Source organism: Pseudomonadota bacterium (assembly GCA_013285465.1).
Lineage (GTDB): Bacteria > Pseudomonadota > Alphaproteobacteria > Micavibrionales > CSBR16-224 > CSBR16-224.
Window position 1 is genome coordinate 1706627 of the sequence record CP053449.1, and the last position, 15488, is coordinate 1722114.

The 15488-nt window shown below is 49.6% G+C and carries 12 protein-coding genes; 5 read left to right on the top strand and 7 right to left on the bottom strand.

Going from position 1 to position 15488, the window contains the following annotated elements:
• Nucleotides 1-21: 21 nt before the first annotated feature.
• Genes lpdA through HND56_08315 form a run of 4 tightly spaced genes read right to left on the bottom strand, consistent with a single transcriptional unit; the run spans nt 22 to nt 5030 of the window.
• Nucleotides 22-1434: a dihydrolipoyl dehydrogenase gene (gene lpdA, locus HND56_08300; GenBank protein QKK05688.1), complete on the bottom strand. Its 1413-nt coding sequence runs from the start codon at nt 1432-1434 to the stop codon at nt 22-24.
• Between the two features lie 9 nt (nt 1435-1443).
• Complete coding sequence (locus tag HND56_08305; GenBank protein QKK05689.1) at nt 1444-2748, bottom strand: 2-oxo acid dehydrogenase subunit E2; 1305 nt, start codon at nt 2746-2748, stop codon at nt 1444-1446.
• A gap of 1 nt (nt 2749) precedes the next feature.
• Nucleotides 2750-3766, bottom strand: a complete 1017-nt coding sequence (locus HND56_08310; GenBank protein QKK05690.1) for an alpha-ketoacid dehydrogenase subunit beta — start codon at nt 3764-3766, stop codon at nt 2750-2752.
• 1 nt (nt 3767) lies between these two features.
• On the bottom strand, nt 3768-5030 hold the full coding sequence (locus HND56_08315) for a 3-methyl-2-oxobutanoate dehydrogenase (2-methylpropanoyl-transferring) subunit alpha (GenBank protein QKK06600.1): 1263 nt from the start codon (nt 5028-5030) through the stop codon (nt 3768-3770).
• 234 nt (nt 5031-5264) lie between these two features.
• On the opposite strand from HND56_08315, the gene HND56_08320 reads away from it, so the two are divergent.
• Nucleotides 5265-5927 carry a nitroreductase gene (locus HND56_08320; GenBank protein QKK05691.1) on the top strand — a complete coding sequence of 221 codons (663 nt, stop codon included), beginning with the start codon at nt 5265-5267 and terminating at the stop codon, nt 5925-5927.
• Between the two features lie 9 nt (nt 5928-5936).
• Here the strand turns inward: HND56_08320 and HND56_08325 are convergent, their stop codons facing one another.
• Together HND56_08325 and HND56_08330 are read right to left on the bottom strand one after the other, a co-directional pair.
• The gene (locus tag HND56_08325) at nt 5937-9221 is read right to left on the bottom strand and encodes a methylmalonyl-CoA mutase family protein (protein ID QKK05692.1); all 3285 of its coding nucleotides are present in this window, start codon (nt 9219-9221) and stop codon (nt 5937-5939) included.
• 15 nt (nt 9222-9236) lie between these two features.
• A complete protein-coding gene (locus tag HND56_08330) occupies nt 9237-9806 on the bottom strand; it encodes a cob(I)yrinic acid a,c-diamide adenosyltransferase (GenBank protein ID QKK05693.1) in 570 nt (189 codons plus the stop codon).
• A gap of 281 nt (nt 9807-10087) precedes the next feature.
• Between HND56_08330 and HND56_08335 the strand changes: the two genes are divergently transcribed.
• From HND56_08335 to HND56_08350, 4 genes are all read left to right on the top strand, one after another.
• Nucleotides 10088-11227: a hypothetical protein gene (locus tag HND56_08335; GenBank protein ID QKK05694.1), complete on the top strand. Its 1140-nt coding sequence runs from the start codon at nt 10088-10090 to the stop codon at nt 11225-11227.
• A gap of 129 nt (nt 11228-11356) precedes the next feature.
• Complete coding sequence (locus HND56_08340) at nt 11357-11980, top strand: hypothetical protein (GenBank protein QKK05695.1); 624 nt, start codon at nt 11357-11359, stop codon at nt 11978-11980.
• Between the two features lie 340 nt (nt 11981-12320).
• Nucleotides 12321-12617, top strand: a complete 297-nt coding sequence (locus HND56_08345) for a ferrous iron transport protein A (GenBank protein QKK06601.1) — start codon at nt 12321-12323, stop codon at nt 12615-12617.
• 14 nt (nt 12618-12631) lie between these two features.
• Nucleotides 12632-14506 (top strand): ferrous iron transporter B, encoded by a 1875-nt coding sequence (locus HND56_08350; GenBank protein QKK05696.1) that lies wholly within the window; start codon nt 12632-12634, stop codon nt 14504-14506.
• A 268-nt stretch (nt 14507-14774) separates the two neighbouring features.
• On the opposite strand, the gene HND56_08355 is transcribed toward HND56_08350, so the two are convergent.
• Entirely contained in the window at nt 14775-15488 is a 714-nt protein-coding gene (locus HND56_08355; protein ID QKK05697.1) for a sel1 repeat family protein, read from the bottom strand.

The window sequence follows — 15488 nt, forward strand, 5'->3', positions numbered from 1 at the left end:
TCAGTGTGTCACCGGATTGCATTAAATATGAATGGCATGACCCAGTGTTTGCAACACGGCCTCATGGAAAGATTCACTCATCGTCGGATGGACATGGATTGTACCTTCGATATCTTCCAGAACCGTGTTCATTTCCAGCGCGAGTGCAAATTCTCCCGACATTTCCGAGATATGCGGCCCGACACCGTGAATACCGATAATCACATGATCGTCTTTGCGTGCAGTCACGCGAATAAAACCGCCTGATTTGTCGGCCTCAGTCGAAAGAGCGCGTCCGTTTGCGGCAAGCGGGAATTTTCCGGTGATGACCTCAATGCCTTTTTCTTTCGCCTCTGCAGGGGATAGGCCAACACCGATGATCTCGGGTTCGGTAAAGCAAACCGCAGCAATGGCACGCGGTACAAAACGGCGTTTTTTGCCCGCGATAATTTCAGCGACCATTTCCCCCTGTGCAGAGGCGCGATGCGCCAGCATCGGCTCGCCCGTGACATCGCCAATGGCCCAGACATTTTTCATCGAAGTGCGGCATTGTTCATCCACTTTGATAAAGGCGCCGTCCATATCGACCGCCATATTTTCCAGCCCCCAGCCCTCGGTATTCGGTTTGCGGCCGACCGTCACCAGTACTTTATCCGCAGGTAATTTTTGTTTTTTGCCGTCCGCATCAGTATATTCGACCGCCTGTTTTTTGCCGTCGCCTTTCAATCCGGCGGCTTTGCAATTCAGATGGACCGCAACATCATGTGCGCGCAACCATGCCGCGACAGGGCGGGTCAGCTCCTCATCATAGGAGGACAAGATACGATCCATAGCCTCAACAAAAGCGACATTAACCCCCATTTTGCGATAAGCGATGCCGATTTCCATACCGATATAACCGCCGCCGATGACGACAAGATTTTCCGGTAGCTTTGTGAGTGACAGTGCCTCGGTTGATGAAAGCACATCACCGCCAAATGGCATAAAGGGCAGTTCAACCGGTGTGGAGCCATTAGCCAATATCACATGTTCGGCCGTGATGGTGACAGCGCCCTCCTTGGTTTCAACAGTGCAGGTTTTGCCGTTCTGGAAATGTGCCCAGCCCATGATCCGGCGCACTTTCGCTTTTTTCAGCAGAGCTTCAACACCTGTATTGAGTTGGTCTACAATACCCTCTTTCCATGCGACGGTTTTGGCAAGGTCAAGTTTTGGCGCGGATTTGACGCTGATCCCCAGATGAGCCTCGCCGGTATGACGCCCTATTTCCTCAAAACGCGTTGCTGCATGGATGAGCGCCTTGGACGGAATACAGCCGCGGATCAGGCAAGTGCCGCCGCAACGGTCTCCCTCGACAATCACCGTATCCAGACCAAGCTGTCCTGCACGAATGGCGGCAACATAACCGCCGGGTCCCGCACCAATGACAAGAACGCTGCATTTGATGTTTTCTGACATTATTTTTCCCTACACAAAGATCATCGCCGGATTTTCAAGCAAAAGCTTGATGTAATTTACAAATTCCGCCGCATCATAACCATCGATGATACGGTGGTCGAAAGAGGAAGACAAATTCATCATTTTACGCACGGCAATATTGCCGTCCACGACCATCGGGCGTTCCACGATTTTGTTGACGCCGACAATCGCAACTTCGGGGGCATTAATAATCGGCGTTGAAATCAAACCGCCCAGCGGCCCCAGACTGGTGATTGTGATGGTGGAACCGATGAGTTCGTCCCGCGCGGCGGTGCCGGATTTTGCGGCTTCGGACAGGCGCTGCATTTCTGCGGCAACACCCCAGATATCCAGAGCCTCACTATGTTTGACAACAGGAACCATCAACCCCTGCGCCGTCATGGCCGCAATACCGATATGGACAGGATTGTGCTGGTAGACAATTTCCGCTGCATCGTCGAATGTTGAATTGCATTTCGGATATTTTGCGCAGGCCTTGACCAGCGCCAGCATTAAGAACGGCAAAATCGTCAGGCGGGGCTGGCCCTCTTCACGCGTATTGTTCATACTGTGGCGCAGGTCTTCAATCCCCGTGACATCCACTTCCTCCACATAGGTAATATGCGGAATATTCTGTTTGCTTTCCTGCATGCGCCGGGCAATGATGCGGCGCATACCGATCACAGGGATTTCCTTTACGCCGTTTTTCTTTTGCCCGCGACTGCTGCGCGGCGCTCCTGCGGCGGCAAAACGGTCATAATCCTCCTGCGTGATGCGTCCGGACGGGCCTGTGCCTTTGATCTGCGTTAAATCCACACCTTGTTCATAGGCAATGCGGCGCAAATAAGGTGAGGTCAGAACCGTATTATCAACCTCCGGCGGGGCAGAAACACTTTCAGAGACAGGCTGAGCCACCGCCTGTTGCATTTGCGGGGTTTTGGTCTTCACCTCTTTTTTCGGTGCCGCCTCCGGCTGCACTTTCGGCGCGCCCTCTTGGGGCGTATCGCTGTTGGCGGTATCTTTTCTCAAGATATCCTCCAATGACTGGTCATCAGGGATATTCGCCAATGAATCCTCAACTTCAAAAACAGCAATCGGTGTCCCCACGGCAACAACATCACCTTTTTTACCGGCCAGATAGACAACCTTTCCCGTGACCGGGCTCGGCAGCTCCATAACGGCCTTATCCGTCAGAACATTCATCAGCTGGTCATCTTCCTGAATAATGTCGCCGACATTGGCCTGCACTTCGGCAATCTCCGTCGATACAATACCTTCACCAAGATCCGGCAGAATAAAAACATATTTTCCCATACTATCCCCCTTGCATCATGTTTTTCAGAGAGTCGGCCACGCGCTGTTTGGTCGGGAAATAATCCCATTCAAAGGACAGCGGATACGGCACATCCCAGCCGGTAATTCTCTCGATCGGCGCTTTCAGATGCCAAAAACATTCTTTTTGCACCATGGCGGCAAGCTCTGCGCCATAACCGCTGGTCAGGGTGGCTTCATGCACGATGACACAGCGCCCCGTTTTCTGCACAGATTGATTGATGGTATCAATATCCAGCGGCAACAAAGTACGGAGATCAATAATTTCCGCATCAAGCCCGGCTTGTTCAACAGCGGCTTGGGCAACATGCACCATTGTGCCGTAAACAAGAATAGTGACATCACTGCCTTCGCGAACAATAGCGGCCTTCCCAAGGGGAATGCTGTAATAATCTTCGGGCACATCTCCGCCCGGATGGCTGTCCCAACCAATGCCCGCCGCGTTCGGGTCACCGTTAAACGGGCCGTTGTAAATGCGTTTGGGCTCTAAAAATATGACGGGGTCATTCTTTTCAACTGCGGAAATCAACAACCCTTTTGCATCATAAGGGGTGGACGGCACAACAACTTGCAAGCCGGAAACATGGGTAAAAACAGCCTCCGGACTTTGACTATGCGTCTGCCCGCCTTTGACGCCGCCGCCATAGGGCGTACGAATTGTCATCGGACAGGTGAACATACCGGCGGAACGAAAGCGCAAACGTGCGGCTTCCGAGACAATTTGGTCATAGGCCGGATAGATGTAATCCGCAAATTGAATTTCCACAACCGGGCGCAAATCATTGGCCGCCATGCCGATGGCTGCGCCGACGATACCGGATTCTGAAATCGGGGCGTCAAAACAGCGTTCTTTCCCGAATTTTTTTTGCAGATTTTGCGTGGCATTAAAAACGCCGCCGAAATATCCGACATCCTGCCCGAACACAACCACTTTAGGATCCCGCTCCATAAGAACGTGATGTGCTGAGTTAATGGCTTCAACCATATTCATTACCGGCATATCAAACTCCCAGTTCTTGTCTTTGGCGTAAAAGATGTAGCGGCATATCTTCATACACATCTGTGAACATATCAGCGACGTTCAAGCCGTGATTTTTACCGAAACCGTAACTTTCCGCAGTTTTATAAGTTTTACTGACATAGGCTTTTTTGTCTTTCACCAGTTCCTCATGTTCTTTTTCAGACCATTTTCCAAGGCCGATCAAATGCTGTTTTAAACGTTCCACCGGATCACCGAGCGGCCATTTTTCGGCCTCAGAATCCGGACGGTATTTGCTGGGATCGTCACTGGTGGAATGTGCGCCTGCACGGTAGGTCACATGTTCGATAACCGTTGCGCCAAGTCCGGCACGCGCACGGTCTGCCGCCCATTTGGATGCGGCATAGACAGCCAGAAAATCATTGCCGTCAATCCGCAGGCTCGGCAGGCCGTAACCGCGACCGCGGCGTGCAAATGTTGCCGTCTCGCCGCCGGCAATCCCCTGAAAGGAAGAAATGGCCCATTGGTTATTAACGATATTTAAAATGACAGGCGCTTTATAGACTGCAGCGAAAACCATGGCGGCATGGACATCATTTTCAGCTGTGGCACCGTCACCGACAAAGGCGGTGGCAAGATTATCCGTGCCTTTATAGGCTTCCGCCATGGCCCAGCCGACCGCCTGAATATATTGTGTGGCCAGATTTCCGGAAATGGTGAAATAACCTTTACCTTTTTCGTTAGAGGAATACATCACCGGCAGTTGGCGACCTTTGACAGGGTCTTTTTTATTACCGAACAGCTGGCACATCATTTTTTCCAGATCATAGCCGCGAGAGATTAGAATCCCTTGTTGGCGGTATGTCGGGAAAGACATATCATCCTCTCCCAAAGCCATGCTATGGGCGACAGAAACGGCTTCTTCACCGCGGCTGCGCATATAGAACGAGATTTTTCCGACACGTTGCGTGTTTTGCATGCGGTCATCAAATTCACGGGTCAGAACCATGTGGGACAGCCCCTCCAAAAGCAGCGCGGGGCTAAGCTTCGGATCCCATTCGCCAACGGCTTTGCCGTTATCGTCCAGCACGCGGATCATATCATCGGCATAATGGGCAATCTCGTCATGGTGGGTATCCACTGCCGGGCGCGGTAATGTTCCGGCATCCGGAATGACCATATTTGAAAAATCCGGTGCCTCCCCCGGGCGGGCTTTTGGTTCAGGCACATATAATTTGTTATGCCGTACGGATTTTTTCGCTGACGCTTTAGGTTTTTTTACCATCTTCATCGATTTTTTTACCGTCATAACCGTTTTCTTCCAGAATAGTCTGTTTTATTAATGGGGTGCATGCTGTGTGATACAGCGGCGGATTTTAAGGAGTAATATTTATGGCTCACTTATAATCTCGCACGATTGGAAATTACCAAGAATATATGATATATTTCCGCCGAGCGCAATATATACACCCCCTTTCCGCTTTTGCGCGAAATCAGACCAGCAAAAGGACCTCTGCCGATGAGTATTGCAAAAACGCTAGAAGCGCGGAAATCAACACGTGCCTTTTTGGATAAAGCTGTACCGCGCGCCGTCATTGAAAAAATTTTAAAATCCGCACGCCATGCGCCTTCCGGCACCAATACGCAACCCTGGAAAGTGGCTGTTGTCTCAGGGGAAAAACGCCGCGCTTTATCTGATAAAATTGTGGCGGCATTTCAGTCCGGTCAGCCGCCGCAGATGGATTATCATTATTATCCGCAAGACTGGACAGAACCGTACAAAACCCGCCGGAAAGAATGCGGACTGCAGCTTTACCAAACGCTGAGCATCACGCGCGAGGACAAAGAGCGGCAAAAAGAACAATGGCTGGCCAATTACCGTGCCTTTGAAGCACCCTCTGTGCTGTTCTTTTTTATGGATCCTGTCTTGGAAAAAGGCTCCTTTGTGGATATGGGTATGTTTTTGCAATCCGTTATGCTGATGGCTGTGGAAGAAGGGCTGGCAACATGCCCGCAAGCCTCGCTTGGAGAATATCCGGATATCGTCCGCGCAGAGCTTGGTTACGGAGATGAAGTGCTGATTTGCGGTATGGCTCTGGGTTATGAAGACAAAGAGGCCGTCATCAATTCCTATCGCACACCGCGGCTGGAGGTCGACGCCTTTACACGCTTTTTTGAATAAGCCGCCGTGCTACATATTGCGCCGGTACTGCCCCCCGACATGGAACAGCATATCGGTAATCTGCCCCAGCGAGCAAACACGCACAGCATCCATCAGAGCTTCAAAACCGTTCCCCCCGCCCATCAATGTCTTTTTCAAGTTTTCAAGTGCGGCTTCGGAATGGGCGGCATGTTTCTTTTTAAAGGCTTCCACGCGTTTGATCTGGCTTTCTTTTTCCGCAGTGGTGGAGCGGGCAAGCTCAATCTCGAAACTCTCTTCCGGCTTCTCCGGCAAAAAGGTATTCACACCGATAATCGGCAGACTGCCGTCATGTTTTTTATGTTCATACAGCAATGATTCTTCCTGAATCTTGCCGCGCTGATACCCTGTTTCCATTGCGCCCAAAACGCCGCCGCGTTCGGAAATGCGCTCAAATTCACGCAAGACGGCCTCTTCGACCAAATCGGTCAGTTCTTCAATGATAAATGCGCCTTGCAGCGGGTTTTCATTTTTGGCCAGCCCGTATTCCTGATTGATAATCAGCTGAATAGCCAAAGCACGGCGTACCGATTCATCGGTTGGTGTCGTGATCGCCTCATCATAGGCGTTGGTATGCAGACTGTTACAATTATCATTGATCGCCAGCAATGCCTGCAAGGTCGTGCGAATATCGTTAAAAGCCATTTCCTGCGCGTGCAAGGAGCGTCCCGATGTTTGAATATGATATTTTAAACGCTGGCTGCGCTTGTTCGCATTGTATTTTTCGCGCATTGCCACCGCCCAAATGCGGCGCGCCACGCGCCCCATAACCGAATATTCCGGATCCATGCCGTTGGAAAAGAAAAAGGATAAATTCGGCGCGAAATCATCAATATCCATACCGCGTGCCAGATAGGTCTCGACATAGGTGAAAGCATTGGCCAATGTGAAGGCAAGTTGAGAAATCGGGTTCGCTCCGGCTTCGGCAATGTGATAGCCGGAAATTGAAACGGAATAGAAATTCTGCACATTGTGATCAATGAAATATTGTTGAATATCCCCCATCATGCGCAGACTGAATTCCGTCGAGAATATACAGGTGTTCTGCCCTTGATCTTCTTTAAGAATATCGGCCTGCACCGTGCCGCGCACGCTGTTGAGAGCGCCGGCCTTCAATGCCGCGTATTCCTTATCAGTGGGTTTGCGGTTATTATCTTTTTCGAATTTATCGACTTGCTGGTCGATCACCGTATTCAGGAAAAACGCCAGAATCGTTGGCGCAGGCCCGTTGATGGTCATAGAGACGGATGTTTTCGGGCTGCACAGGTCAAAACCGTCATAGAGCTCCTTCATATCATCCAGCGTGGCGATAGATACGCCGGAATTACCGATTTTCCCGTAAATATCAGGCCGTGTCGCAGGATCAAATCCGTAGAGTGTCACACTGTCAAATGCGGTGGAAAGGCGTTTTGCCTCGGAATGCATTGACAGTTTTTTGAATCTTTTATTGGTACGGAAGGCATCCCCCTCACCGGCAAACATACGTGCAGGGTCCTCGCCTTCACGTTTGAACGGGAACACACCCGCCGTAAACGGGAAGTTGCCCGGCAGGTTTTCCGTCAGCAGCCATTTTAAGAGATCACCTTGGCCGGTATAGCGCGGCAGCGATATTTTCGGCACCATCGTACCGGACAGGCTGGGACGTTTGATGATGGTCGTAATATCGTCCTTACCGGGAATTTCAACCGTTATCTTGTCTTGCGTATATTGCTCTCTGACCTTGGGCCAGTCTTGTAAAAGCTGTTTGGCGTTTTGTCCAAGCGCATCCCAGCGCTGATCGATCAGATTTTTCAACGCGTCATCTGCTGCGCTGTCACCCAGCATCTTTTGCGTTGCCGTTAAATGTTCATGTTCAGCGGCAAGACGGCTTTGCTCCGCGGCATATTCGTGATAATTGCGGAGCGTGTCCGCAATCTCCGCCAGATAGCGCGTGCGATCAGCCGGTACGATGGTGCTTTTTTCCGTTGAAACTTTTGTCGTCACAACAGGCAATTTACTGTCATAGTCTTTCAGACCTTTTTCGCGCAAGACACCCAGCAAATATTGATAGGCTGCGGTGACACCATCATCATTGAAATGAGAGGCAATAGAACCGAAGACCGGCATATCTGACGGCATGCGGTCAAAAGCTTCACGGTTGCGTTGCAGTTGTTTTGACACATCCCGTAACGCATCATCGCTGCCCTTGCGGTCAAATTTGTTGATCACCACAATATCAGCAAAGTCGAGCATGTCGATTTTTTCAAGCTGGCTGGCGGCTCCGAATTCCGGGGTCATCACATACATCGCCGTATCGACAAAGGGCACAATACCGGCATCGCCCTGACCGATACCGGGGGTTTCGACAATTACCAGATCGAATCCGGCCAGTTTCATCAAATCCATAACATTTGGCAAGCAATCCGGCACCTCGCCCTGCGTCGCGCGGGTGGCGAGCGAGCGCATATAAATATTCTCGTGATAAATCGCATTCATACGGATGCGGTCGCCTAGCAATGCGCCGCCGGTTTTGCGGCGGCTGGGGTCAATGGCCAGAATGGCAATTTTGATATGATCGCCGCTGTCCAGACGAAAACGGCGGATCAACTCATCGGTCAGGGATGATTTACCCGCACCGCCCGTGCCGGTAATACCCAATGTCGGCGTTTTGGAAAACGCGGCTTTTTCTTTTAAAACATCAAGGTCTTTGCCGTCGACAAGGCCGCGTTCAACGGCACTGACAGCCTGCGCAACGGCGCAGCGATCCCCCGTAGCAACAGCATCAAGATCAAAAGCCGGCGGCGTCTCAAACGCACCTTTCGCAAGCGTCATCATATCATCGATCATGCCTTGCAGACCCATTTTCTGCCCCATTTGCGGCGAATATAACCGCGCAACGCCATAGGCCTCCATATCTTTAATCTCATCAGGAATAATGACGCCGCCACCGCCGCCGAAAACACGAATATGCTCGGCGCCGCGCTCTTTCAAAAGATCGATCATATATTTGAAATATTCAACATGCCCGCCCTGATAAGAGCTGACGGCAATGCCTTGCACATCTTCCTGAATGGCGGATTCAACAACTTCCAACGCGGAACGATTATGCGCCAGATGAATAACCTCCGCACCTGACGATTGCAGGATGCGGCGCATAATATTAATGGCGGCATCATGGCCGTCAAACAGCGCGGCAGAGGTGACAAAACGCACAGGTGTTGTGTCAACGGCAGGGGCAGGTTTGTTCTGTGTTTTTGTTTTGCTCATTGTCATTCCATCTGTTTGGTTAGGGGCCATCTGTTGGGTTGGCGGTTAGCCGTTTTCCTTTTTGGTGACAGCGGCAGGCTGCCACAAAATTTCGGTTTCGCCATGTGCATGGGCAAGATACCGCGCCGTCACAAAGGCAAGATCAGATAGGCGGTTAAGATAAATGCGCGCATCGGCATTGACGTCTTCTTCCGCTCCCAGCGCGACGATATAACGCTCGGCACGGCGCGATACCGTGCGCACAATATGGCAATAAGCCAGCAATTTTGACCCGCCCGGCAAAATAAAGTTTTCAAGCGGTGCCAGCGTTTCGTTCAAATGTGAAATATGCTCTTCCAGTTTTTCCCAATGTTCTGCCTTGATCATGGTGTAGCCGGGCATGGACAACTCCCCACCCAGATCAAACAAATCATGCTGAATACGTAAGAATATTTTTTGTAAATCCTCATGCCCGTCCAGATAGGCGATAAAAAGACCGACAAAAGCGTTTAATTCATCCACTGTGCCGATTGCCTGCATGCGTGCGGCATTTTTGGGGATACGACCACCGCCGGTCAGACCCGTTGTGCCGTCATCACCGGTGCGCGTAACAATTTTCGACAGCCGTTTTCCCATTTTGTCTTGTACTCCCATGCTATGGACAGGTTTTGTTTGCCATTATAATCAGCAATATAAAGGATTGTCGTCATGCAAAACAAGCAAAAAGGCGTTGCCGGTGAAATCAAACAACGCGCGAAACACGGTGTAATTCCGGGTAACGCTGATCTGACTTGGAGCGCTCTGTAAACAGCGTATTTCAGCCAATCTCATCGCGCCATAACTTTAATATTTTGTTATATTTTTTTATGTAATATATAGCGGTAAGTCTTTATATTACATGAAAGAACATGTTCCAAATGGCAGACAATACGGCAGAAACCAATTTCAAATATGGCTGGTGCAAAACAGACCGTAAGCAGGGGCAAGATATCCGCCGTGATATGCGTTCGATAGATTACATGAATGATGAACCCTATGCGGCGCGGACGCGCGCAATTTTAAAGCAAATGGGACTGCCGGATCCGGAACCGGGGCAAATATATCGCGGCACACACCATGATATGTTGTTTTTAGACAGCCATGGCGTTGTCATACGCATTGGCCCCACAGATATCGAAGATTTAATGAATCCTGCAATTGTTCAGCCTTTGGGATGGGTCGAGGATAAAACACTCACCATCAAATCCGACAATCAAAGCCATACAGCCGAGATCCCCTTTACTGTCGCAATATATCCCGGCATTGAACTCTATGAAGATTTTTTTCAAAAAACGCCACGCCCCGCTATTGTCGGGGATGTTGAGGATTTCTTTCGTGAAACCGGACAAACCGCCAGCGACCTCGTCACCCATAATATGGGCATTATCCGCATATTGGACGATAACGGTGTCGAAGTCGCTGTTCCCATGTTGCTGGACTCGGATAACAGATTTAACTTTTCCACTGCGGCGTTACGGCAAAAACGTTCGGAAAGAATAAAAGAGCTCGACAAACGCACCAAAGACAAAGGACAGATCATGTCCTATGTTCTCAAAGACGTTTTCAAAGATGCTCAGGATGCCAACCTGTTCCAGCGCGCCTATCAACTGCACCAACCATTGCGCAATCTGTTCTGGCGCGCCTTCCGCAGCGTTGAAACAATTGAAGATGTCCCCGGAAAAGATCATATGGACGCTTTCTGGAATGAATGCGCCGCCATCACAAACTCCCCCAAAGAAACCACATCATTCCAGTGGACGTCACGCGTCAATGACAGCGGATTACACGTCTTTAAACGGGAAGAAATTGTCATCCCCAATCTGACCTTGTACCGCCCCTGGACAGGCGAGGAACAAGATAAACTTGTTCTACCCATTTCCCAATCAGAGGCCGTCAAAAAAGCATTGGCAAAAGCTGTGCAAAAAGACGACAGACTGGAAACAGGTGAAGAACCGCCCAAACCGAGAAAACTTATTGATCTGCGATTTCTCAATGATTTTGCAGCACGTTTTCGATAATTAGATAATATGGCTGGTTTTTGTACAACATGGCTTGAGCCTGACAACACCGTCACCAGAGTCGACACAATTTACCTTTCACCTACACTTTTATGATAGCGGGTGAAGAACATTCGCAAAGAGGATTTTATGAATTCTGACAGCAAAGACCCCACAATCGCACCTGATTATCTCGCGAAACAATCCAAGTCGGCCGCAGAACAAGCAAAGGAGGCGACAGAACCTACAGTAACAGCGGTTGAAGCAGCCGACGCTCACCCTCTAAATAAGGTGACATATTATTATGCTGTTTCAACTGTCAAACTGATTGTTTTATCGACTCTAACGTCTGGCCTATACGATATTTACTGGTTTTATAAGAACTGGGTAGAAATCAAGCGCCGGGAATATGCGAATATAACGCCGTGGGCACGCGCCTTGTTTTCACCGTTATTTGCATTCAGCTGTTTTGATCGTGTCTATAAATCTGCGGCATATACAAACCTGCATATCTCTCCGAAGTTGAAATGGCATGGTATCGGCTACGTGTTTGTGACCGCGCTTTACAAGTTGCCGGATCCTTATTGGTGGCTGTCATATGGTTCAGTGTTCTTTTTAGTCTCTGCAAACAAAGCCATGGCGGATATCAATGCAAAAACAGGAGGTGATGAAAAACCGCTCGGACTTCACGGATGGGATTGGTTATTGGTACTCCTTGGTGGTGCATTTATGACTTTCGCCCTCATTCCTGAATCGTGGATCCCCCAACCCTAACAGAGAACTGACCCAGCCCCTATAAAGGAGTCCAGTTATAGCTACGGTAATGCTATACATAGCTGGGTATTTTTTATAGGAGCTGGTTCAGATAAAGATTTGATACCATTCGAGGTACGTTTCATTATATCCGAAAATCACTCGTAACCGGGACGTCAGCAGAAACCCGACAATTTCGACATTCAGAAAAAAATCCTTTATCAGCAAATAAAGATGGAATAGGAACCAATTTAGTCCTATATTACGGCCTATCAGTGAACCCTGACAGTCGCGCTCCGTTTTGACTTTAAAGCAAAGGACGTCAATAACAGCCATGGAAAATACTGTACAATCATTACAAATGACCGGGGATACTCCCGCTGTCCTTCCCTGTGATGTTGCGACAAATGCAACGGCACTGGGTGCGGAACAGCCCGGTTTTTGCGGCTATATTCACAGCATTGACACCACGCAAGTTCTCTCTTCCTGCCCCGCGCCTGAGCTGGAGCGCCGTCTGCTTGAAATGGGCTTTATCGAAGGACATCTTGTTGAAATATTACATCAGGGATCCTTTCGCGGTGATCCTATCGCCGTGCGTATAGGCTCCTCCACCGTTGCCCTGCGCCGATGTGAAGCCATGGCAATTCTTGTCTCATAAGCAGAGATAAAGCCATGCCCAGCGTTAAACACGATATTACCTATGCGGCACTTGTTGGCACGCCGAATTCAGGCAAAACGTCCCTGTTCAACAGACTGACCGGTAGCCGTCAAAAGGTCGGCAATTATCCGGGCGTCACGGTCGAGCATCGATCCGGTCATTTTGTGACCCCTGCAGAAAAAAAGATTTCCATCACTGATTTACCCGGCACCTACTCCTTGCGGGGGCGCAGTCCCGATGAAGAGATCACACGTAAAGCCGTACTCGGTCTCCTCGATAGTGAAACACCGCCACAGCTCCTGATCGTCGTTGCAGATAGTACACATTTAATCGCCACATTACGCCTTGTACTGGAATTAAAGGAAACCGGTAAACCGCTTATCCTTGCACTCAATATGCATGATATCGCCCTGCATCGCGGTATAGAGATTGACCCGGAGGTGCTTTCGACCGCGCTTGGCATAGCTGTCGTTCCTTGCGTTGCCGTGCGTAAAGGCGGAACAGACAAACTTCTCGCCGCCATTGATAACTTTGCTGCGGCACCTGTTGCAGCCACTGCCAATACATGGAAAGAGCCTGATAGCACAGCTCTGCGCGCCATCAATAAAGAAGCGGAGCGGCTGCTTTCACTCTGCCTGCGCAGAACGGGAAAAATGGATACGCGCACAGCATATATTGACCGCATTCTTCTACATCCCGTCTACGGCATTATGATTTTGCTGGCTGTACTTTTCATGCTCTTTCAGGCCGTCTTTGCATGGTCGACGCCTTTTATCGATCTCGTCACCGCCGGGTTTGACGGCTTAAGCGGTCTGGTTATCGCACATACGCCTGACGGAAAATTGCAAAGTTTTATTGTAGACGGCATCATTGCAGGCGTCGGTGGTGTTGTTGTCTTTCTGCCGCAAATTCTTATGCTGTTTTTCTTTATCCTGCTGCTGGAAGATACGGGATATATGCCCCGCGCAGCATTTCTAATGGATAAGATCATGGGAAGTGTCGGATTGCATGGGCGGGCTTTTATTCCGCTTTTATCAAGCTTTGCCTGCGCCATCCCGGGCATCATGGCCACACGTGTGATTGACGGCCAACGCGATCGCCTGAGAACAATTATGATTGCCCCGCTTATGACCTGTTCGGCACGTATTCCCGTTTATACGCTCATTATCAGCGCTTTCATACCAAATGAAACAATCATGGGGTTGAAACTGCAAGGACTTGTGATGTTCGGCCTTTATGCCATCGGCATTCTTAGCGCTCTTGCCGTTTCCCTTGTCATGAAAATTTTTATGGACCGCCATGCACATCCACCGTTATTTATGTTGCAACTCCCCGATTACAAACCTCCGCATTTACGCAGCCTGGCTATCGGTCTTTGGACACGGGCGATGATTTTTCTAAAACGCGCCGGCACCATCATTTTCACAATGTCCATGGTCATATGGGTCCTCTCCACCTTCCCGTCAGCGCCTGAGGGGGCGACGGATTCCGCCATCAACTATTCCTTTGCAGCAATACTCGGCAACTGGATTGAACCGCTGCTTGCGCCGATCGGCTTTAACTGGCAAATCAGTGTTGCGCTTATCCCCGGCATGGCGGCGCGCGAGGTTATGATCTCCGCCCTTAGTACCGTTTATGCAATTTCCAGCCAAGGCGACTCTCTGAAAAGCATTACGGCCGCCCTGCAAAATGACTGGTCTTTGGCCACCGCACTATCTGTACTGGCATGGTATGTTTTTGCACCGCAGTGCCTCTCTACACTTGCCGTTATTCGACGTGAGCTTAACAGCTGGCGTATGATGCTTATTGCCTTCGGCTATATGTTGGTTTTGGCCTATGTCGCAGCTTTCATCACCTATAATATTGCCTGCGCCTTCGGTGCGGGATAATGCCCTCAAAACGCAAAGCCGCCGTAGAGAGTTCGGGGGCAGTCGCGACCAAATTCAGATGAACATTCACAGCCTGAGAATTGAGGCTACGAACGATCATATATAGCCCTCCGCGTAAAAGCATAAAAAAAACCGCTGTAGAAAAATAAACCCACTTATTTCCACTCTGCTTTAAAGGCAACAATCTATGTCAATGCTTCCCAAAGTATGCAGCTCTACAATGCAACGAATTTTAAAAATTGCTGCCAGACTAAGCCAAGCGGTAAATTTAATCTGATACAACAGCCGAAAGGCCAGGCTTCCACTCTTTAAGTCCGCTCCTAATAACTTTCAATTGTTCATCCGTTAAGTGATTTGCTGCGTCCTCGCGTTTCTCCATGGCCTCATCAAACTTTTTGGAAGCAAGTGCGAGCCAGAAATACGCCCTCCGGTAATCTTGCACAATCCCTTTCCCTTCCAAATACAGAAGCCCTAATTCATATTGTGCTTGATGCTGGCCTTGTATGGCGGATAGTTTATACCACTTCGCGGCTTCCGAGTAATCTTGCTCAACTCCGCGGCCATTCGCATAGAGGCTACCAAGACCATACTGCCCACCTTTATTCATCTGCTCCGCAGACAAACGATACCATTTGAGTGCTTCAGAATAATCTATTTCGATACTTTCTCCCCACTCATACGCCACACCCAAACGATACTGTCCATCAGGAGAACCTAATTTAGCAGCCCTACGAAACCATTTCACGGCATATTCAATATAGTCATACCGTTTTTCTTCATCATTATAGTATTTGACTCCAATATTATAGGCGGCATCCGCCTCCGATTTCTCAAGGATTTCTTCCGGCGCAGGAAGATGAGCCAATTCCCTCTCTATATGTTCCGTCGCCCCGCGCAGAACCGCAAACCCCTTCTCCGTACTATAGGTACAGATCATCACGGCAATGACTGCGGATAATAAAAATTGTAGCGTGCCATTCAT